Here is a 21,368-nt window from a genome sequence, read left to right as displayed (position 1 = left end):
TTTTTTTTATATTCGTTAAATTTTAAAATAGAACCATCACTTCGATACTAATTCCAACTTAAATTTTTTACTTACATAATAACCTATAAATATTCCTATCATATTAAGAATAATATCATTTATATCAAAAGTTCCCCTCTTAGTTACTAATTGAATTAATTCTATTAAAAATACACCGATTAAACAATATGGTACAGCCTTTTTGAACTCAATATCTTTTATTAGATATCCTATTGGTAAAAAGAATATGACATTCAATATGTTTTGTAAAAATGAATCCTTATTCTTAAAAGTTATTAAATCAATAGGATTTAAATTTATTGAAGTCTCCATAACTTGTCTACCAAATAATAATACTAACATTATTGAGATATATAAAACCAATATTGCTCTAAATGTATACTTATCTATCTTTTTATTTCTAATCAACCTTATTATAGAAAATATAAGTAATATCTGCATTATTAAAAAAAAGGTGAATATAAATACATATACACTATTATTCCCCGAAAAGAAATATACTATAAGTTCACTTGTAATATTAAGATTTATATAAAATCCTAATAATATGCTTAAAACCAAATCTAATAATATCCAAATCTTTCTCATAAAAACCCCTCTTTAATTATAATTCTAGTACTCTTAAAAACTCTCAAGTCATTAATATATCTTAAATGATTTTTCTACGAAAATAAACCTAACTTCAGAACTTTCCCGATTTTATATTGTAAAAGTGGCTTTTATAATTTAGTAAATTCGTAGTATTACCATTGTATTTTAATAACATATATCTCCGTATATGTACATGTTATCACATTTTTCTACATTATTCAATCTTTTACATTTAATTAAATGTATTTTATAATTATAAGTGTGAAGTATATACTTTTATAAAATATTAGGGGGAATTAAAATGAAAAAAAATCTTTTCAATAAAATTATTGTCGCATCATGTATCGCCTTAACACTTTCAACAGTTTCAGTTTTTGCAGCAACCTTAATGTCATATAGAGGTACTGAAATTAGAGGTAAATATTCAGTTAACTCATTTAGTACAAACTCTACTCAAACAGTAAAAATAAATCATAGTAACGATTCATGGAATAATGTGCCATCATCAGCTCAGTATATGCAAGTACAAGTTTGTAAAAAAAATCGTGTGGGATTTTACGGTAAAACCGGTATGCAATTTAATGCAAGTGGTGTTGGCTCAACAACCCAATCTTACAGCGTAGCACCAGGAACATACAAATTATACTTCCATGCACCAGTAAATCCAGCAGCCGCTGATATATCTGGTTATGTTTCCAACTAGAATTTTAAACACTTTTAGTACATATTAAACGATGTTGTGAGTAGGTAATAAATAAAAGAAATCGTAAAAGAGTGGTTTTATTGAGCTTTTACTTTTACAATTTTGGCCTGTAGCCAACAACACTGACATATCCCATGCTAGGGGATATTATTTGCTTAACGTTAGTAATTATAGTTAAAATAACCAGGAAGTTAACTTCCTGGTTTATTAATAGGGATTTAAAGTAACTAATAAGTATCTAACTTTTTTAGTATTTTAATCCATCCCTTAAATATATAAATCATGAAAGGTAAGTATTCAACTAGAACTTATGAGATTCTAAATGCTAATGAATTTAAAATCAATTCATTACCTCTACGTTCCATCCTATCTTCTCATCAATATTATTATCACCTTTTGCTTCTTTATTAAATTTGTCTACAGTTTGTTTTTCCATTTCAGAAATTATCTTATCTGTATCGATTTTGTTATTGCTATAATACTTTGATTTAGTTGTTTTTATAGTTGATATTTGATCCAGACAATGATATTTGTTTGTTTTTTGATTAAAATTCATTATAATTTCAATCAATTTGGTTGTATATTTAAATTTAAATATATCTTTCTGAATAAACTCATTGTTATTTTCCTCCAATAACTCATTGTAACTATAATAGTGCAAAAACAGTTGAATAAAATAAAAAAACATTTATGCAAAATCCTTGTTATAATTAAGTTCTCATACAAAAACGACAACAAGGAGTCATGCATAAATGTTTCAGAAATCAATTATATCAAAAGAACTTTCAATAGACAATTTTTTTTAATAAGTTAAGTTTTGATTTATATTTAACTAAGCCACAATCAAAATATATGAAAAATATTATAATTGCTATGGTTGTTAAAGCCTTTAATGGCAAAGTATCTGATATAAGCACGCTTGCTTCGCCTAGGCATAGAGCAAGCATAACTAGACTTTTTTCTACTGGTAATTGAAATGATAAACTTTTAAGAAGTTCATTAAGGTCACTAGTATTAGCGCTGATTTGGAACAAATCTAAAGAAAGTAATAAACCTATATATTTTATTATTAAAGATATATTTAACGCTTCCATGAAAGCTGATTACAGCTACACAGGTGCATTAAAAGCTAATAGAGTTATTTTTCCTAAAGATCATATTAAATTAGGAGCAAAACTTAATAAATTTGCTGAAAGTTTAAATATAGAGGACTTTGACCTTGTCACCGTCAAAGACCAGCAATACTATATTTACAACTATGTTGGCGATTTGAAGGGTAGAAAAAATGTTTCAATAACATTAAGTTATCCTAAAGATGCATTTCAAAAAGACGGTTACTTAAAAGCATTTATTTCTTTGGATACATCATTATCACCTTTAGAAATTTTAACTCTCTAATGAATCTTATCACTTTAATACTGGATTTAAATTAGCCCAAAATGACTTTCAAAAAGCTAAAGTTATATGGATCTACAATGCTGTCAAAGCCGGCGGGCCTATAGAAAAAATTTTAGAGTTATTAAAAATAGCTTAGAAAAGTGTTTTTCTATTCAACTGTAAAATTACTCAAGTAAAAATACACTATTATAGCTATCATAAAATAAAGAGTTAATCATTCTAATTTTAAAAATGTGTTTAATTGACTTTATAGCCTTCATGGAATAAAGTTATACTATACATTTTTTAATTATAATTAATATGCTTTTGATATATTATAGTTTTAATTAATAATTTATTATAATGTGTATTGAAAATAATTATAATTATTTTCTCTTAAATTTTAAATGAGGTGTGATCTTATGGTAATGTCCTACCTAGCTAATATAAAAGATAAAGGCGATTTATCAAAACTTAAAAGCTTAAAATTATATAATAAAGCTTCCTTAAAGCTTTATTTTTATACAATTAATTTTAGTAAGGATGAAGAGGCTTTATGTAAACTAGAAATGAAATCCCTATTTAAAAAGTCCCCTAAAAACAAATGTTTTTTTTCTAATCACTATGTGAATCCTTCTAGAAGCCCCTTCATAAAACAATGCCTCTTCGTAAGTTTTATTGGTGATAGCTTAGATTCTATAATAAATCAGGTGGTGTCTGACAAATTACATTATGAAAATTTTAAGGTTTCATATATTCCTAGTCAGGATAATCAGGTTGGATTTCATGAAAAACGTAAAATAGAAAACCTTATAGGCTTAAATATTCTTGGTGAAGCCGAGATGAATAATCCTGATGTTCTACTTGCTATAAGCAAGGTAGGAAATAGGTGGATCTTCGGTATAAATGAACCTAATGATAATAATTGGCAACTTCATAACAAAAAGCCTTATTCCTATTCTAATGCCTTAAATGTAAGAGTTTCTAGGGCTATTGTGAATATAGCTGTTGGGAATAATTTAAAAACTAAGGTTGTAGATCCTTGCTGTGGGATTGGTACAGTGATTGTTGAAGCTTTGTCTTTAAATATTTATATAAAAGGCTTTGAGATAAATCCAAGCATTGCTTATAAGGCAAAAAAAATACTTGAATACTTTGATTATGAAGATGTGATTACTAATGCTAATATGACTACCATTAAAGATAAATTTGATGTAGCCATTATAGACCTTCCTTATGGGTTATTTTCACCAACTACCCTTGAAGATCAACTAACTATTATAAATGGTAGTAGGAAGATTGCAGATAAGATAGTTATATTAACCTTTGAAGATATGGACAAACATCTTTTGTCGTCAGGCTTTAAGATCATTGAAAAATGCGATATTTCTAAGGGTCAATTTAAAAGATATTTAACTATATGCGTCTAGCTTTTAGAAACTTATATTAATATCACTTTAACATTCATGTGCGGAACTTTTCCATCCTCTTAGGTTGAGAATAGTTCACTTACTATTCTTCTAATAAGTAATAATTAATATTACTCTAATTAATATTGATTATTATGAAATAATGATATATAATATCTTTAAACAGCAATAAATATATTAGTGTATTAAACCATTACCCTTTATATCCCCCCTATAGCTGAAAGACACTGAAGTATATACTTCAGTGTCTTTTTTTATTTAAGATTCATCTTATAACTACTTATCTTTCAATTACATTAACATTTCCATCTTTGTCTTTAAGATAATTTAATGAATACCCTATAAAATCATCCATAGGTTCTTGACCATTTACCATTGTAGGTCTATATTCTAGCATTATAAGTCCTAGACCTTCTCTATAAGTTCTTCTTTCTACGTAAGTATTATCTTTATATCCCTTTATGTCCTTTACTGTACTTTCAACAACAAACTCATCTTTATCACCTTTTTTATCTAAAGATTTTATTTCTGTTACAGCTTTATATTCCTTATCTTCAATCTTAAATCCTTGCTCCCACTTACTTCCTACCTTTACTTCGCCTTTAACTACAACAAAGTTTTCAATAATAGAATTTAAGATGGTCTTTTTATTTTTCACATAGTCTCTATTGTCTATTTTTTCTACAATCTTATCTTTATCTATAGTGTAACTTACTGTGAATTTCCTTGGGCCTTTTCCATCGGGTTCTCCCATTCCATCTCTCATAGCGCCTTCATAAACTACGACCTTTTCTTTAGCGTCCTTTACATCTTCCTTGTGGTATTTAGCCATAAAACCATATTCAGCCATACCTATATAAATTAGTTCATCTTTACCTTTATAAAAATACTTGTCGAATCTATTTAATACTTCAGCATCTACCTTTTCTTCTACAGGCTTTTCCTCAGGTTTTTTAGTTTCTTCTGGCTTTTTAGTTTCTTCCACAGTCTTATTTGCTTCTGTTTTAACATTTTCCTCACCCTTTGGTGCGCAACCTGCTAAAACTACCAATGACATAACCAGTGGCAAAATTAAACCTTTAAGTTTTTTCATGTAAATCACTCCTTTATATATATTAACATGAGCTTATCCATTATCTTCAACTTCTAATTTACTTACATTTATTATAACATAAATTCATCGTAACAATAAATCTATATTTCAACCTATAAAGTGTAAGCACCTCAAAGTTCTCTCCACAAATTGGGATGACCTCTGAGGTGCTTACATTAACTGGCTAATTCTTTTGTTAAATTCTTTTATAGTCTATATATTCATAATCATAAGGGTTTTGTTCATCTCTTATACCCTTTTCTTTGTGAGTGATTTCCCACTCATCTTCTTTTAGATCTGGAAAGAATGTATCTGCATCTAAAGTAGCGTTGACCTTTGTTATATACACCTTATCTGTGTAGGGTAGAAGTAATTTGTATATCTGTCCTCCCCCTACGACAAAGTATTCTTCTTTGGATTCTATATAGGTCTTTAAATCATCAGTAGAGTGTATTACTGTAACTCTGTCATCTTGTACTTTAAAATCTTTATTTCTAGTAAGTACTATGTGATGTCTATTTGGTAAAACCCTTGGAAGAGACTGGAAATTTTTTCTACCTAAAATGATAGTATGACCTGTTGTTATATCCTTAAATCTTTTTAAATCTCTTGGAATCTTAACTAAAAGGTCGTTATCTTTTCCTATGGCGTTATTATTAGCCACAGCTACTACAGCAGTTAACATTTAAACTGACACCTCCATTTTTATAGATGGATGATACTTATAATCTACAAGCTTTATATCCTCTATTGTGAAATCGTAAAAACTCTTTATTTCTGGATTTATCCAAAGCTTTGGAGCATCATAGTCATCATCTTCTCTTAAAATTTGTGTTTTTACACCCTCTACTTGGTTTTCATAGATATGCGCATTGTTTATAACGTGAGTAAATAGACCTACCTTATATCCTGTTATTTGAGCAATAAGATGGGTAAGTACTGCATACTGAGTCATATTAAATGGCAATCCTAGTGGTACATCAGCAGACCTTTGTACAAGCATACAATTAAGTCTACCATCTGTTACATCCCACATTGTCATAAAGGCACATGGATACAAGGATCCTCCGTCTAAATACGGTATTTGCCAAAGACTTAATATGTGACGCCTTCCTTGAGGATCACTTTTTAACCCTTCAATTAGCTTATCTATTTGATTGTACTCTTTAACTATCCATCCATAAGATGTGCCTATAGTTCCATCTTCCTTTACCCATTCATCCCATATATGCACATTTTGTTCATGAAGCTTTTTTACCTCATTAGATTGATCTTTATATATCCACAAAAGTTCTTTTACAGCAGTTTTAAATGCTACAAACTTAGTGGTTAATATAGGGAACTCCTTTTGAAGGTTAAACTGCATAATCTTATGAGGTAATTTATGCGTAGGCATCCCGGTCCTGTTTTCAGTTTCATAATATCCATTATTCAATATATCTTTAACTAAAGTTAAATATTGCTTATCTGCAGTACTAATGAAGACCAACTCCTTCTTATAATTGATAGCTTATATTATACATAGTTTTAGGATAAAAGGTTACTTTTTAAAACTTTTCATTATAAAAAATATAAATAATCTTAAGTTTTATCATAAAAAGACTTCATTCCTTAAATGTTTTAATTAATATATCACATTTGTTAAAATATGTGGACTACTTAACATAGGTTATCCACAGAAATGTATGTTTTGTTAATTGTTTGTGGATAACCTGTTGTTTATAGTGTAAAAAGAGAGTAAAACCTAGCATTTTATGCGTTTTTTGTAGCTGACATTTTTTTCATCCACATATCAAAAGGGCATTCTTCGTAAACTTATCCACAAAAACCATGAGTTATGCACAAAATACTGTGGACAACTTGTTGATTAGGTGTTAATTATAGTGGATTATTTCGTAAATCTCATATAAATCTAATTTACTTTTATTAATTATTGTTAAATTTTATTTTATATTACTTGCTTTGACCATTACTCTTCTCCTACAATTAAATAAGAGGCATAAATCATAAATACAAACATACTCGGATATCCATACCTTGAAAATGCTATATAAGGTAAGTGGGTGATATAGAAAAACAAAAGTACGAATGATAATATCTTCCCATTTAAAAATTTTATATCAGAAGAAGGTCTATACATAGATAGTGAATAAGTATCGTAGTCATATTTATTACTATTTCTATGGCCCTTTATATTTCTTAGATATTTTATCATCCCAAAAGTTCCGAGTATCAATAATAAAACATGGTACACTGCTACAACCGCTATCTTTATTCCCCAAACTTCTTTCCAGTAAAAAGGAGCTATCCAAAGCAATGCACTTTTTTCTACAAGGTACCACTTAGCATAAGCAAATGGCCTCTTTACCATAAAGTTTTCTACCCTATACTTATGACTTTCTTTATAAAACGCATCTTGCTCTATAGGATCATCCGAGTGCTTAACTTGGTAATAGTCTACCTCTTCGTTATAATGTATGTAACCCCCTTGAGACATAGGATTACCTGCGGATATTGTAAGTGGTACAAACTTCCCAAAAACCTTATAATTTCTAACCCACCAAGGGCTCATTATGGCTGCAAAGACTAAGGTTGTGACAATCCCAAACTTAATCATCTGAGTAATTTTATACCTCTTAGTTATCCACATAAAAAGTATAATCATTGGAAATGCTGCAGTAGTCGGCCTATACAAGGTAGCTATACCCCATACAACTCCACCCCATATGTAATATTTAAATTCCCTTTTTTCCACAGCATAAATTGATATATATACTAGTAACACTAGAAAGAACTTAAATAAAGTTTCGGTTAAAACTATATTTGTAGACCATATTTCTGGTATGTAAATCATATCCATTATGGCTGCTAAAAATCCTACCTTGCTATTAAATAGCTTTCTTCCTATAAAGTATATTATAAATACAGATAATGTCTGAAAAAGGCCTTGAAATATTCTAAAGGCTACAACTCCATTTGACCTTCCAAATACCTTCATAAAAAATGCTAATGTATAAGAAATCCCTGGCATTATAAATACTGTTTTAACACCTGGTGTGTGGTAAGACAGTATACCTGTATCAAGTATATTCCACGCACTCCTTATATATTTAACATCATCGTCATCCATCTTTTCATAACTTCCTAAAAGATTATAATCTCCATATTTTAATGAAGTTATTATACAAAATATAAAAAACAACATTGCTAATATATATAATGTGTATTTTATACTCTTATTTTCTTCTTTCATACTAAACAAACTTGTTACCTCCTTTAAATCAGTGATTAAACCACTATAAAAACTATGACGAAACTTACCCTTACCTAAAAAGGTAAATATTTAAGCTTTCACTTAAACCCAAGAATCTTATCTATCTTGCTACAAAAAATGCTCCTAAAAGTATTAATATTATTCCAAACCATCTTGTAGGCGGAATATATTCTTTAAATACTATTATCCCTATAAACGCAGCAAAAACGTAACACAAACTTTGAAGGGGATAAACTAAGGATAAATCCGATTTAGAAAGTATATAAAGCCATATAAATGTAGCTACTGCATATACCACAAGTCCTGCAAATATATAAGGTTGAAATAAAACCTTAAATATTCCACTTAAGCTAAGTTCTATACTTACACTTTTCATTCCTATCTTCCACAAAGTTTGTCCTAATACCAAAAGTATTATATTTACCATAAGTAAACCATATATCATCTTTTTGTCTCTCCTTAATACTTAAATTTTTTTACTCTTAAATACCCATTATATCAAACTTTTATTATTTAGAAGTTATAATATTAATATTTTATTAATTTATAAATCTTTAATACATATTATATTCATAATTTGGTAAAACTAAACTTTAAATTGTTATAAGTCTTCACAAAAAAAAATCGTTCAATAATACCATTATGTGATATAATAGTACCTAATAAGGGTTATCAATTAGTTACATATATTATAATCCCTATGCTTTTGTAAATCCATTAATAACAATTACTTTTAAATTTATTAACAACAATTACTTTTAAATTATAATAAAAACTGATAAACATATAACAAGGAGTGAATATTATGGGTATATATACTAAGACTGGTGACAAGGGTACTACAGGCAACTTATTAGGTCAAAGAGTTGCTAAAGATAGTACATTTATAGAACTTCAAGGTAACATAGATGAACTAAATGCACATGTTGGATATTTAAATTGCCTATTATACGACTGCAATAAAGTTTCACGAGTTAAAAAGCAAAGACTTACAGATGACTTAATAGAAATTGAAAATGCTCTTTTTAATATGGGTGTAGAGATATCTATGGATTTTACTAAAAACAAATTACTTCCTACTCATTCTACCTTTTTAGAAAGCGAAATTGATTGGATGACAAATCAAATGCCTCCACAAACTAAATTTATTTTATATAGTGGAACTAAAGAAGGCACTTATGCTCAAGTTACAAGAGCTGTAGTAAGAAGAGCTGAAAGATTTTTTGTAAGATACCTAAAGGAGGTAAATGTAACGGAGTATCCTGATAGCTATCAATATATAAATAGACTTTCAGACTTTTTCTTTACATTTTCAAGATATATAAACTTCCTTCAAGATAAGCCTGAAACTGCAATGAAAGAATGGAAATTAGATTAATTAAAATGTAACTATATTTGGATAGTTAGGATTTAATAAAGAAAACTAATCTACATAACCTACTAAATCACTAGATAAAAGGTGACTTAAAGATTATTACTTTAAGTCACCTTTTTATTTTACCTTATACTTAATTTTTGCTAAAACTCTTAGCCCACTACCTTGCGCTCAATGTCTTGCATTACATTTGGTACCTTATCCTCCATTTAATGTTTTACCTTTAATTTAAACTTTCCTAAATTAACTCTAAAACTAATTTAATACTATTATTTAAATCTTTAATATTTATCATTTCTTCATTCGTATGAATATATCTACACGGTACTGAAAGCACACCTGTTTTAACTCCACTTCCTTCTTTATGAATGGTTCCTCCATCTGTTCCATCTTCACCTACTGAGTACTGGGTCTTTATATTAGATCTTGTAGCAGCCTTTTCAAGCATATCTTTAATTTCATGATGAACTATTAATGTTCTATCGATAACCTTTATAATAGGACCATTTCCAAGTGAGATATTACTCTTACCATTTGGGTAATCAAAAGCTCCCTCTACATCAATAACTATAGAGCCATCTGGGTTAATGTTATATGCTGCGGCTCTCGCTCCTCTTGCACCTAATTTGTTTTGTGTACTAAATACAAAGTAATATTCTCTATCTAAGGTTTTAATATAATCCTTATTTTCTTTAGACTTCTCACATATATCTTTTAAAACCTTAAGTAATATATATACTCCAACTCTATTATCCATATAAGGTGCTACTATATTATCTCCTATTTCAAGTACAGCTCCATTAAATTTAGCTACATTTCCTTCTCTTATTAAGTTTAAAGCTTCTTCTTTACCCTTTACTCCAAGATCAATAAATAAATCTTCAATATCACTATCCTTTTTACTAGCACAAATTCTTCCTATTGTTCCATTTTCAAATGCAACAAAATTGTTTACCATGTTAGAGGCTTCAAAGTCTCCAAGGGCTCCTACTCTTACGAATCCATTATCATCAATATAATTTGCTATTATGCCTATAGTATCCATATGAGCACACAACATAAACCGTTTCTTATTTTCTAAGCTTTCTTCTGTAATTTTAACTATTAGATTTCCCATATTATCTTCTTTTATATTAAATCCCATAGTCTCTACTTCTTTTTCTATAACTCTTTTTACCTCATCTTCATGCCCACTTACTCCAAAAGCATTTATTAATTTTTCTAGTAAAATATCCACCTTATTATTCCCCCTTCTGTAATCTAGTTATAACATTTTATAAAAAGATAATTACTTTTCTACATAATATTAGAACTTAGTTTTAAGTTACTATTCTCATGTCTTTTACTATGTCTCACTATTAAATAAGAGACTTTAAATAAGCTATAAGTAAAGCTTTAGTACTTTCTACATCTTTTAAGGATGCCACTGATACAGAGGAATGAATGTATCTACATGGTACTGAAATTGTAGATATTTTAGCTCCTCCACCAGTGCCATGGATTGCTGCTGCATCATTTCCTCCTGCTATAGCCCTTCTTCTTTGATACATAATATTCTCTTTATTTGCGATGTTAATTATATCCTCTGCCATATCTTCATTAAAGATGCTTGTTCTATCCATTATAGATATAGCTGGCCCTTTTCCTATTTCTGTAGCGCTTAAATGTGCTGGTACATTTGGCATATCAGCGCAAATAGTACCTTCTAGAACTATCCCTATATCAGGCTTAACTCCATAAGCTGCTACAAAAGCTCCTCTTTCTCCAATTTCCTCCATTACATTAAATGTTGCATATAAATCACAATCAAACTGTTCTTTTAAAGCTTCTATAAGAACATAACATCCCATTCTATTATCAAATGCTTTGCCTTTTATAAGGCCTTCCCCAAACTCTTCATACTTTGTTGAAAATACTATATATTCTCCAAGGTCTATTAAAGCCTTACTTTCTTCCTTTGAATTACTTCCTATATCAATACAACAATCTCCATAAGAAAGATTTTTATTTCTTTCCTCTCCTGACTGAAGATGGATTGGCTTCACTCCAATAACCCCTGTTATATTCTTCTTACCTATATATACAACCTTAGAGGGTATTATTTTGTTATTTATACCTCCTAAAGCACTAAATCTTAAAGTTCCATCTTCATTAAATCCCGTTACTATAAAACCAACCTCATCCATATGTGCATCTACCATTACCTTTGGACCGTTACCTTTTTTATGTGCTATTATATTACCTATCTTATCTATTTTTATATCTGTTACATAGCTCTCTATTTCCTCTATTATTATCTTTCTTACATCACCTTCAAATCCAGATGGTCCTGAAGCGTTACAAAGCCTTTCTAAAAGCATAATAATTCCTCCAATTCCTCACCTTTTAACTTTTCAATAAATTTTGAAATTATTCTTCCGGTGTTTTTTATATCATCTATATTTATAACTTCTACTGAGGTGTGCATGTATCTAATTGGTATTGATATTAATAATGTTGGTATTCCCGTTTTCGCAACTTGTATATCCCAGGCATCTGTTCCTGTATTACCTGGCTCTACCTCCACTTGGTATGGTATATTGTACTCCTTAGCTATTGCTACAAACCTCTCCCTAAGCTTTGGATGTATATTAGGTCCTATGCATATAACTGGTCCAAGTCCTAGCTTATTATCCCGATCCTCATCCCCAAGCCTACCACTATCAAATGTAGTATCTATTGCAATACCTATATCTGGGTTTATCTCATGACTTGCAACCTTAGAACCTCTATGTCCCACTTCTTCTTGAGCTGAACATACAAAGTAAACATCCATATCATGATTTATATCTTTAAGCTCTTTTGCTGTAGAATATAAGGCTGCAACTCCTGCCCTATCATCCGTGGCCTTGCAACTAACATTATTATTTAAAAGTTCACTAAACTTTCTATCTAGGGTGACATAATCTCCAACCTTTACTATGGATTCTAAAGTTTCTTTAGAGTATCCTGTATCTATTAATAAATCTTCTACCTTTACAGCCCTTTTTCTATCCTCATCATTCATAAGATGTGGTGGCTTAATACCTATTATTCCTTTTATCTGCTTTTTACCATGAATGATTAATTCTTGAGATACTAATGTTTTAGCATCTATTCCAAAGGCCTTAAATTTAAGGAATCCTCTCTCTTCAATAGAGGTTACCATTAGAAATATCTCATCTGCATGTGCCATAACCATTATTTTGCCCTTTTTGTTACCCTCCTTTTTTATATACATATTATTTATATTATCCACAGTGGTTTCTGAAACCTCACCAAATATATCCTTTATAATGGGATGTAAAAGGTGTTCTCTTCCACTAGGTGCGTGAGCTTCACATAATATTTTTAAAACTTCTCTCTCCTCCATGTTTATCCTCCTTCAATAATTTTAAATCTTCTTTAAGTTCAATTATATGCATTTTAAAGCTTTCAAGCTTTCTTTTTTATTACTATTTAACATAGTTACTCTATATCTAAATATACCTATATTTTAACATATAAGTGAACTTAATATATAAATATTTATTATTATAAGGGTAACTTTTATAATTAAACAATATAAGATTACATATATTTATAATAATTTATTAATCTTTATATAATTTAATTTAAGTTTTGTATACTAGGCTACTGAAATTAAAATATATTTAGGATATAATAAATTAAATTTAATTCTAATTTTCTAAATTATTCACTCATTGAAGGAAGGGATGATAAATATGTTAAAACTTATCGGTATTTTAATTGTTATTATTGGTTTTAGTCTAAAACTTGATACTATTGCAGTTGTATTAATATCAGGTGTTGCAACTGGACTTGTTGCTAAGATGGGATTCATAAATGTACTAAATGTCCTTGGTAAGGCATTTGTTGACACAAGATATATGACCTTATTTGTACTTACGCTTCCTGTAATCGGAATCTGCGAGAGATACGGACTTAAGGAAAAAGCTATAGATCTTATTAAAAAGGCTAGTGGTCTTACTACTGGAAGATTATTATCTATGTACTTATTTATAAGAGAAGTTGCAGCTGCACTATCTTTAAGACTTGGTGGACATCCTCAGTTTATAAGACCTCTTATAAACCCCATGGCTCAAGGTGCTGCTATTAGTAAATATGGTGAAATAGATGAAGAGGATGAAGATAATATTAAAGCAATTTCTGCTGCATCTGAAAACTATGGTAACTTCTTTGGTCAAAATGTATTCATTGCAAGCGGTGGTGTACTTCTTATCGTTGGTACCTTAAATGAACTTGGATATGAAGTAATTCAATTAGATGTTGCAAAGGCATCTATACCTATTGCAATAATTGCCTTTGCATTTGCAACTATACAATTCTCATTAACAGATAAAAAATTAAATAAAAAATACAAATCAAAATAAGGGGGACGTTAAAATGGATATAAAACAAATTTCAAGTTTTCTTTTAGAATTCTTTTATGTACTATCTGGAATACTAATGCTTTTTGCAGCCTTTTATACAATAAAAGATAGCACACATACGGCAAAAGTTGGGACCTCCTTATTTTGGTGTATCCTAGCTATGATATTTATATTTGGTAAAGTAATGCCTCCTGCTTTAGTAGGTTCACTTCTCCTTATAATGGGAGGTTTAACTGTAACAAAGCAAGTAAAGGCAGGATCTATAACTAATCCTTCCGATGAATTTAGAGAAAAACAATTTAAAAAGATTGGTGGTAAAATATTTTTACCTTCCATATTATTAGCAGTGTCAGCTTTTGCTATAGCTCAGTGGACAAAGCTTGGAGGGCAAGTGGCAATAGGATTATCAGCTTTAATTGGTCTTATAGCTGCACTTTGGATTACAAAATCACCAGCTAAAAACATTGCTTTAGATGGTGATAGGATGCTTAAGCAAGTTGGACCTGCAAGTATACTTCCACAATTACTGGCAGCCCTTGGTGCTCTATTTACCGCTGCCGGTGTTGGTGAAGTTATATCTAGTGGGATATCTTCCATAATACCAAAAGGCAATATATTAGCAGGTGTAATAGCCTATTGCATTGGTATGGCTTTATTTACTATGATAATGGGAAATGGATTTGCAGCCTTTGCAGTTATAACTGCCGGTATAGGTGTTCCTTTCGTATTTTCCCAAGGTGCTAATCCAGCAATAGCAGCTTCTCTTGCATTAACAGCTGGATTTTGTGGAACACTTATGACCCCAATGGCAGCAAACTTTAATGTAGTGCCAGCTGCACTTTTAGAGATGAAAAATAAAAATAAAGTTATTACAGCGCAAGTACCAGTAGCTTTTGCTCTACTTATAGTTCATATTATACTTATGTATTACTGGGCATTTTAGAGTGTAATAAGACTTAACTTAGGAGGTATATTAAATGAAAATTTTAGTAACAGGCTTCGATCCATTTGGTGGTGAAAGTATAAATCCTGCTCTTGAAGCAGTAAAAAAGATAAGCGATAATATAGATGGTGTAGAAATAATTAAAATCGAAGTCCCCACTGTATTTAAAAAATCTATAGACACTTTAGATAAGGCAATGGAAGCACATAATCCTGATGTAGTTTTATGTGTAGGTCAAGCTGGTGGAAGATTTGACATAACTCCAGAAAAGGTAGCTATAAACTTAGATGATGCTAGGATAAAAGATAATGAAGGTAATAACCCTATAGATGAGCCTATATTCAAAGATGGAGAAACTGCATACTTTTCATCTTTACCTGTAAAAGCTATAGTAAAAAACATTAAGGAACATAACATTCCATCTTCAGTATCTTATAGCGCAGGTACCTTTGTATGTAACCACATAATGTACGGCTTATTATATCTTATAGACAAAAAATATAAAAATGTAAAAGGTGGATTTATACACGTTCCCTTTATTCCATCCCAGGTTTTAGAAAAGAAAAACATGCCTTCCATGGCTTTAGAAGATATAACTAAAGGACTAGAATTTGCTTTAAAAGCAATTATAGAAAATAAGGAAGACATAAAAGAAACTGGTGGAAAGATATCTTAATATATTTAACTATTATCAGTCAATTTTTTTAAAATATATTTTATGTTATAATTAGTGAAGCTCACATTGTTTAAAACTTTAAGCAATGTGAGCTTCACTTTTATATAATTTTAAATTAAGCTTGTAAACTACTCTTAACAAAAGGAGAAAAATATGTACAAGGAATTGTTTGATGAAAAAAGACAAAATAAAATGCAGAGGTTTTTTTTAGATGTAGTATCACCACTTGGGAATTTCTATACCTATAATAAAACCCAAATCATTAACATAGATATGGAATACTTTGTAGCTATAGTCACTAAGGGTAGATTAAAACATTGCCTTTATAATAATAATGGAGGTCAAAAGGTACTTTATTTTCTTAAACCCGGTGAAATCTTTGGAGAAACAGACTATTTTGCTGGTGGAAATTTAAATCTTACAGCTATTGCTATGGAAAGCACCACTATTTCAGTACTACCTATAGAAATTATAGACAGACTCCTTTATGATGAACCTTTAGCGTACTCTTACTTTATACACAGTATAACAAGGAAGTACAGGATATCACTTTTTCAAATGTCTGATCTATTATTTAACCCCTCTAAATCTAAGGTAGCAAGTACCCTCTATAGGCTAAGCTTGCAAGATATAAATATTGAAAATGAGAAGTATATTATAACTACTCCAATGACTCATGAAGACCTCTCTCACTTAATTGGCTGCTCTAGGGTTACTGTAACTAGAGTATTAAAGTCATTAAGAATGGATGGAGTTATATCTATAAACAAAAGAAAAATAATAATAAATGATATTAATAAACTACGATCATTTATTTAAAAATAATAAGAGAGCTATATCAAAATGACTTTTTAAAACATTTTGTTGTAGCTCTCTTATTCATTTCACTTATATCAAGGTAAATCATAATTTATTTCCTAGGTAATTTTAAATTTAAAGACATTTAAAATTGGTAACCTTGAGATTCATCATTAAATCGTATTCTAACTAAATCATCATAAAAGTTTATAGTTGAAAGCTGATAGTAAGGCTGAAGCCATATAAAACCGATTCCAACACTTAATATAGAAAGTAAAGACCATCCTATAAAACTAAGTTGAAGTAAGAAAAGTCTCATTAGGTTTCCTTTCATATACCTTCTACTCATAGATAAAGCTTCTATAGCACTAACATTTGGGTTGTCTACCATTATAGGAAATGCTTGCGAATACATAAGTGCTATAACTATACCAGGTATAATCAAAAGAATTATCCCCACAATTACAGCTAGCTGTATTATAACACCAAGTAAAAATGTGTCTTTAAATTTGCTAAACCCACTAAATAATACTTCATAGGATACATTTTCTCTGGTTCTTTTAAATTGTAGAAAGAACTTAGAAAGTCCAAAAAGCATAGGACCTTGTAGTAATAATAAAATAATCTTTCCTTCACCCCAAACTCTATATACAGCTACTATTATAACTACATATATTAAAAACCCTAATATGGCATTTCCCCAACGTCCTCGTAATTGGAACCTAGCATTATCTTTTATTTCTCCATTTCCTTTGTAGTAATAACCTTGTTGTTGCATTAAATTATCCTCCTTTTTAAAAATGACAGCTTTGTTTCAGTAATTATTATGGCTAGGAATATTATACCACATCCCATAAACATTTTTAAATTCAACTTTTCTCCTAATAATATCACAGAAGCTAAAGTTCCAAAAACAGCTTCTGTTGATAATATAATAGCTGTTTTACTAGCACTAGTATACTTTTGCGCAATGTTTTGGATTAAAAAGGCTATAGTTGTACTTATAAGTCCTAGATATAATATAGCAAGTCCTCCACTCTTTGTAATTGGTGCGCCCCCTTTTGTCATAAACTGTGCTACAATGGAGAATAAAAATGCTACTATCATTTGTATGGTTGTTAATTGTATTGGATTATACTTTTCTGCATAATAGCTTATAGCTGTAATGTGCATTGCAAATCCAAAGGCGCAAATTAAAGTTAAGAAGTCACCAAAATTAATAGTAAACCCTCCATCTAACGTTAAGAAGCTAATGCCAACTACAGTTAATAATGCTCCAACCAAGGAATACTTGTCTGGTCTTTTTTTTGCTAGTATCCAATATAGAAAAGGGACTATTACCACATTGGTAGCTGTAATAAAAGCATTTTTAGAAGGTGTTGTATATTGAAGACCAATAGTTTGAAATGCAAAAGCTATAAAAAGAAAAAAACCAATTAAACTTCCTGCTTTTAAAGCTGGAAACTTAATCTTTTTGACTTCCTTCCAAAATAAAGTCACCATAGCAAGGCTTGATATAAAAAATCTATAAGTCATTATTTGAAAAGGTGCTAAATTTGCATCTAGAGCAACTTTAGATGCAACAAATCCAGTACCCCATATTATTGCAACTAGTGCTAGTGATAAATCCGCTTTTTTATTTTTCATTAAATCATCCTTTACTACTTTTTAAGTATCTTTTAAATACTCACTTGCTAACATTAAAAACACGATAGATGTCCATATAAAATAAGGATCTACAAGTCCTATTCCATCTATAGGATTAAAGTTTTATACCACAACCCTTTGACCTTATCCTAATTATATCATATTCTGGTATACATATTTCTATGTATTTATCTTTATCTTCATTGTTATAAATAATTAATTTTGTTTCATCATCTTAAATAAACGTTATATTAGGTTATGTTGACAAATACCTTAATAAAAATTATAATATAGCATATAACGTGTTACTGTTAAATCAGGCATAAGTTTTATTACTTGTGTCTGGTTTTTTTTATTAGTATTTAAATTGTAGTAAATACCTCAATTACATTTAGATTTAAAATATAATTGGTTATACTAAATTTAAAGGTTAACATTTTATTATATAATATTGAAAGGATGTGAATTTTCTAGGCTTAACATTAAGTCTAGAAGAACTATATGTTTGGACTTTTTAAAAAGAATTATGAATTATTAGCTCCTGTTAACGGAGAGATCATGGACCTTTCACTAGTACCTGATGCAGTATTTTCTGAAAAGATGGCTGGTGATGGTATTGCTATAAACTCAACAGGGGGCATTTTTGTTGCACCTGCAGATGGAAACTTAACTGTAATATTTAAAACAAATCATGCATTTGCCATGACATTAAAAAATGGTGCTGAGGTATTAATTCATATAGGAATTGATACTGTGGAACTAAATGGCGAAGGATTTGAAAGGCTTGCTACTGAAGGAACTGATGTAAAGGCTGGAACCCCAATAATTAAGATAAACAGAAAACTTATTGAAGCTAAGGGATTCTCGCTTATTACCCCTTTATTAATAACAAATTCAGATTCCGTAAAGGAAATGACTGTTATCAAAAAGACATCAGTAGAAGTTGGAAAAGACAAAGTTATAAGTTACAAAATGAAATAAAAAAGACACTTAGAGTTTTGAAACCACTGGTAAATTTCTACTTTGTAGTGGTTTCTATGTTCTAGGTGTCTCTTTTGGTATAATTTAAAAATGCTCACTTATATCCTTTTGTATCCTTTTTACATCTTTTAATCTAAGATTTGTAACTTCCCTTACCTTATCCCAGTCTTCTCCAGCTATAAGCATTTCTCTTGCTTTATTTCTAGCTTCATTAGGATTATTCATTTCCATGTTTTAGAATCCCCTTTCGTTTTCCCGTATACTCATATATATATCATAAATATCGTTAATTGTTATGAGTTATGTCTTTATTGTTAGTATAGACAATTATTTTAAATTTATGCTATATGGTATATAGATGAAAGTAATAAAAATAGATGCACTTATAATTTATAATATTTTATATTATAAACAAATAATAAAGCTTGTACCCCTAGATTATTCATAAATTACCTAGTATCATTAGTATACAGATTATTACATCAAATCACTATATAGTTCTACACCTTTATATATTCATAGACCACTTTATTATTAATTTATAAACCTATTATTTGTGTATTATAAAAATTTAATTCTAAGGGGGACATTAAACATGACTAAACAAGAAAGAAGTTGGATACTATATGACTGGGCAAATTCTGCTTATTCCTTAGCAATAACCACTGCTACATTACCCATATTTTTTAAAAGTGTTGCTGCTTATAACTTAGATTCAGCAACTTCTACTGCTTATCTTGGTTACACTAACTCTATTGCTACACTAATAATTTCTATACTAGCTCCAATCCTTGGCTCCATTGCAGACTATAAGGGTTATAAAAAGAAGTTTTTTACCGTTTTCTTTTTAATTGGTGTTTTATCTACTAGCCTTTTATCTGCTGTTGCAGAAGGCGATTGGATATTATGTATAATGATTTATATATTTAGTGTAATAGGTTTTTCAGGTTCGAATATATTTTATGATGCATTTTTAACTGATATAACCGATGTAAGTAGGATGGATCATGTATCATCTGTTGGTTTTGGATTTGGTTATATTGGAAGTACTATTCCTTTTATATTAAGCCTACTTTTTATAACAAAGCCATCTATAATAGGCCTTACCAAGGTAGGTGCTACTAGATTATCTTTTATTATTACAGCTGTATGGTGGTTTATCTTTACACTTCCAATGCTAAAAAATGTTAATCAAGTTTATTATATTGAGCCTTCAAGAGAACCTGTGAAAGATAGCTTTAATAGATTACTTCATACATTAAAGAGTGTAAAAGAATATAAAAATATCTTTATCTTTTTAATAGCCTATTTCTTTTATATAGATGGCGTTTCTACTATAATAAAGATGTCCACAGCTTATGGTTTAGATTTAGGTTTATCAGGAGATACTCTTATGATAATACTTTTAGCCATTCAAATAGTTGCCTTCCCTTGTGCTTTATTATATGGGAAGCTTGCTAAGATATTCTCTACTAGAATAATGATATTTGTTGGAATCATAGTTTACGCTATAATTTGTATATATGCTTATTTTATGAACACTACTTTAGATTACTGGATCTTAGCTATGCTAGTTGCTAGCTCACAAGGAGGTATACAAGCTCTTAGTAGATCCTTCTACGGAAAGCTTATACCAAAAGAAAAGTCTTCAGAATTCTTTGGATTATATAATATTTGCGGAAGATTTTCTGCTATATTTGGACCTCTCTTAGTTGGTGTAATCTCTCAGATAACAGGAAACTCTAAACTTGGAGTTGTAAGTCTTATAATCCTATTTTTAATCGGAGGAGTATTATTCTTAAAAGTTAAAGATCCTAAAATAGCTGCTATATAAATAACAAAACCTTTTTTAATAATTGTAATAATATTAACTACTAAAATAACGCATCTCATTAAAGTTATAGTAACTTTAATGAGATGCGTATAATTTTAATCAAAAAAAACCACTTACTTATAAGTGGTTTTCTGGTGGCTTACCGGGGAATCGAACCCCGGACACCATGATTAAAAGTCATGTGCTCTACCAACTGAGCTAGTAAACCTTGTT

22 protein-coding genes, 1 tRNA gene and 1 pseudogene are annotated in these 21,368 nt (G+C 29.6%); 10 read left to right on the top strand and 14 right to left on the bottom strand.

The features are described 5' to 3' along the window. Nucleotides 1-36 precede the first annotated feature (36 nt). The gene (locus DY168_RS00890; protein ID WP_115640056.1) at nucleotides 37-609 is read right to left on the bottom strand and encodes a VanZ family protein; all 573 of its coding nucleotides are present in this window, start codon (nucleotides 607-609) and stop codon (nucleotides 37-39) included. Between the two features lie 304 nt (nucleotides 610-913). On the opposite strand from DY168_RS00890, the gene DY168_RS00885 reads away from it, so the two are divergent. After that, the gene (locus DY168_RS00885; protein WP_115640055.1) at nucleotides 914-1,315 is read left to right on the top strand and encodes a hypothetical protein; all 402 of its coding nucleotides are present in this window, start codon (nucleotides 914-916) and stop codon (nucleotides 1,313-1,315) included. A gap of 340 nt (nucleotides 1,316-1,655) precedes the next feature. Here DY168_RS00885 and DY168_RS00880 read toward each other — a convergent pair whose 3' ends face one another. Continuing rightward, the gene (locus tag DY168_RS00880) at nucleotides 1,656-2,003 is read right to left on the bottom strand and encodes a hypothetical protein (RefSeq protein ID WP_115640054.1); all 348 of its coding nucleotides are present in this window, start codon (nucleotides 2,001-2,003) and stop codon (nucleotides 1,656-1,658) included. A gap of 64 nt (nucleotides 2,004-2,067) precedes the next feature. Here DY168_RS00880 and DY168_RS15215 point away from each other — a divergent pair. Beyond that, nucleotides 2,068-2,849 (top strand): annotated as a pseudogene (locus DY168_RS15215) (hypothetical protein). A 265-nt stretch (nucleotides 2,850-3,114) separates the two neighbouring features. After that, a complete protein-coding gene (locus DY168_RS00865) occupies nucleotides 3,115-4,122 on the top strand; it encodes a TRM11 family methyltransferase (protein ID WP_242984029.1) in 1,008 nt (335 codons plus the stop codon). A gap of 280 nt (nucleotides 4,123-4,402) precedes the next feature. Here DY168_RS00865 and DY168_RS00860 read toward each other — a convergent pair whose 3' ends face one another. The 5 genes from DY168_RS00860 to DY168_RS00840 all read right to left on the bottom strand — a co-directional run bounded on the left by DY168_RS00860 (nucleotide 4,403) and on the right by DY168_RS00840 (nucleotide 8,934). Then, entirely contained in the window at nucleotides 4,403-5,215 is an 813-nt protein-coding gene (locus tag DY168_RS00860) for a hypothetical protein (RefSeq protein WP_115640051.1), read from the bottom strand. Between the two features lie 196 nt (nucleotides 5,216-5,411). Beyond that, a complete protein-coding gene (locus DY168_RS00855; RefSeq protein WP_115640050.1) occupies nucleotides 5,412-5,900 on the bottom strand; it encodes a dihydrofolate reductase in 489 nt (162 codons plus the stop codon). After that, complete coding sequence (locus tag DY168_RS00850; RefSeq protein ID WP_115642361.1) at nucleotides 5,901-6,695, bottom strand: thymidylate synthase; 795 nt, start codon at nucleotides 6,693-6,695, stop codon at nucleotides 5,901-5,903. A 489-nt stretch (nucleotides 6,696-7,184) separates the two neighbouring features. Next, complete coding sequence (locus DY168_RS00845) at nucleotides 7,185-8,468, bottom strand: ArnT family glycosyltransferase (RefSeq protein WP_242984143.1); 1,284 nt, start codon at nucleotides 8,466-8,468, stop codon at nucleotides 7,185-7,187. A gap of 121 nt (nucleotides 8,469-8,589) precedes the next feature. Beyond that, nucleotides 8,590-8,934: an EamA family transporter gene (locus tag DY168_RS00840; RefSeq protein ID WP_115640048.1), complete on the bottom strand. Its 345-nt coding sequence runs from the start codon at nucleotides 8,932-8,934 to the stop codon at nucleotides 8,590-8,592. A gap of 360 nt (nucleotides 8,935-9,294) precedes the next feature. On the opposite strand from DY168_RS00840, the gene DY168_RS00835 reads away from it, so the two are divergent. Further along, the gene (locus DY168_RS00835; protein WP_115640047.1) at nucleotides 9,295-9,867 is read left to right on the top strand and encodes a cob(I)yrinic acid a,c-diamide adenosyltransferase; all 573 of its coding nucleotides are present in this window, start codon (nucleotides 9,295-9,297) and stop codon (nucleotides 9,865-9,867) included. Between the two features lie 235 nt (nucleotides 9,868-10,102). Here DY168_RS00835 and DY168_RS00830 read toward each other — a convergent pair whose 3' ends face one another. The 3 genes from DY168_RS00830 to DY168_RS00820 all read right to left on the bottom strand — a co-directional run bounded on the left by DY168_RS00830 (nucleotide 10,103) and on the right by DY168_RS00820 (nucleotide 13,255). Continuing rightward, nucleotides 10,103-11,101, bottom strand: a complete 999-nt coding sequence (locus DY168_RS00830; RefSeq protein WP_115640046.1) for a M42 family metallopeptidase — start codon at nucleotides 11,099-11,101, stop codon at nucleotides 10,103-10,105. A gap of 121 nt (nucleotides 11,102-11,222) precedes the next feature. Beyond that, nucleotides 11,223-12,224: a M42 family metallopeptidase gene (locus DY168_RS00825; protein WP_115640045.1), complete on the bottom strand. Its 1,002-nt coding sequence runs from the start codon at nucleotides 12,222-12,224 to the stop codon at nucleotides 11,223-11,225. Beyond that, on the bottom strand, nucleotides 12,215-13,255 hold the full coding sequence (locus tag DY168_RS00820; protein ID WP_115640044.1) for a M42 family metallopeptidase: 1,041 nt from the start codon (nucleotides 13,253-13,255) through the stop codon (nucleotides 12,215-12,217). Before DY168_RS00820 ends, DY168_RS00825 begins: the two co-directional genes overlap by 10 nt. 352 nt (nucleotides 13,256-13,607) lie before the next feature. Here DY168_RS00820 and DY168_RS00815 point away from each other — a divergent pair, with 352 nt between their 5' ends. From DY168_RS00815 to DY168_RS00800, 4 genes are all read left to right on the top strand, one after another. Beyond that, complete coding sequence (locus tag DY168_RS00815; RefSeq protein WP_115640043.1) at nucleotides 13,608-14,276, top strand: DUF969 domain-containing protein; 669 nt, start codon at nucleotides 13,608-13,610, stop codon at nucleotides 14,274-14,276. A gap of 13 nt (nucleotides 14,277-14,289) precedes the next feature. After that, nucleotides 14,290-15,219, top strand: coding sequence for a DUF979 domain-containing protein (locus tag DY168_RS00810; protein WP_115640042.1), 930 nt, complete (start codon nucleotides 14,290-14,292; stop codon nucleotides 15,217-15,219). Between the two features lie 34 nt (nucleotides 15,220-15,253). Beyond that, nucleotides 15,254-15,895 carry a pyroglutamyl-peptidase I gene (gene pcp / locus DY168_RS00805; protein WP_115640041.1) on the top strand — a complete coding sequence of 214 codons (642 nt, stop codon included), beginning with the start codon at nucleotides 15,254-15,256 and terminating at the stop codon, nucleotides 15,893-15,895. 153 nt (nucleotides 15,896-16,048) lie between these two features. Then, nucleotides 16,049-16,714: a Crp/Fnr family transcriptional regulator gene (locus DY168_RS00800; protein WP_115640040.1), complete on the top strand. Its 666-nt coding sequence runs from the start codon at nucleotides 16,049-16,051 to the stop codon at nucleotides 16,712-16,714. A gap of 124 nt (nucleotides 16,715-16,838) precedes the next feature. On the opposite strand, the gene DY168_RS00795 is transcribed toward DY168_RS00800, so the two are convergent. Both DY168_RS00795 and DY168_RS00790 read right to left on the bottom strand, forming a co-directional pair. Beyond that, nucleotides 16,839-17,471 carry a DUF975 family protein gene (locus DY168_RS00795; protein ID WP_115640039.1) on the bottom strand — a complete coding sequence of 211 codons (633 nt, stop codon included), beginning with the start codon at nucleotides 17,469-17,471 and terminating at the stop codon, nucleotides 16,839-16,841. Then, nucleotides 17,471-18,340: a DMT family transporter gene (locus tag DY168_RS00790; RefSeq protein WP_115640038.1), complete on the bottom strand. Its 870-nt coding sequence runs from the start codon at nucleotides 18,338-18,340 to the stop codon at nucleotides 17,471-17,473. Before DY168_RS00790 ends, DY168_RS00795 begins: the two co-directional genes overlap by 1 nt. A 501-nt stretch (nucleotides 18,341-18,841) precedes the next feature. Between DY168_RS00790 and DY168_RS00785 the strand changes: the two genes are divergently transcribed. Then, nucleotides 18,842-19,321: a PTS sugar transporter subunit IIA gene (locus DY168_RS00785; protein ID WP_115640037.1), complete on the top strand. Its 480-nt coding sequence runs from the start codon at nucleotides 18,842-18,844 to the stop codon at nucleotides 19,319-19,321. Nucleotides 19,322-19,405: 84 nt separating this feature from the next. Here DY168_RS00785 and DY168_RS14545 read toward each other — a convergent pair whose 3' ends face one another. Further along, nucleotides 19,406-19,552: a hypothetical protein gene (locus DY168_RS14545; RefSeq protein WP_157469611.1), complete on the bottom strand. Its 147-nt coding sequence runs from the start codon at nucleotides 19,550-19,552 to the stop codon at nucleotides 19,406-19,408. Nucleotides 19,553-19,916: 364 nt separating this feature from the next. On the opposite strand from DY168_RS14545, the gene DY168_RS00780 reads away from it, so the two are divergent. Further along, nucleotides 19,917-21,155 (top strand): MFS transporter, encoded by a 1,239-nt coding sequence (locus tag DY168_RS00780; protein ID WP_115640036.1) that lies wholly within the window; start codon nucleotides 19,917-19,919, stop codon nucleotides 21,153-21,155. 132 nt (nucleotides 21,156-21,287) lie between these two features. Here DY168_RS00780 and DY168_RS00775 read toward each other — a convergent pair. Then, nucleotides 21,288-21,363 (bottom strand) — tRNA-Lys (locus DY168_RS00775). Nucleotides 21,364-21,368: the final 5 nt, after the last annotated feature.

The sequence above is a fragment of the Clostridium putrefaciens genome, from assembly GCF_900461105.1.
Classification (GTDB): domain Bacteria; phylum Bacillota; class Clostridia; order Clostridiales; family Clostridiaceae; genus Clostridium_L; species Clostridium_L putrefaciens.
This window is presented reverse-complemented; position numbering and strand designations above follow the sequence as displayed.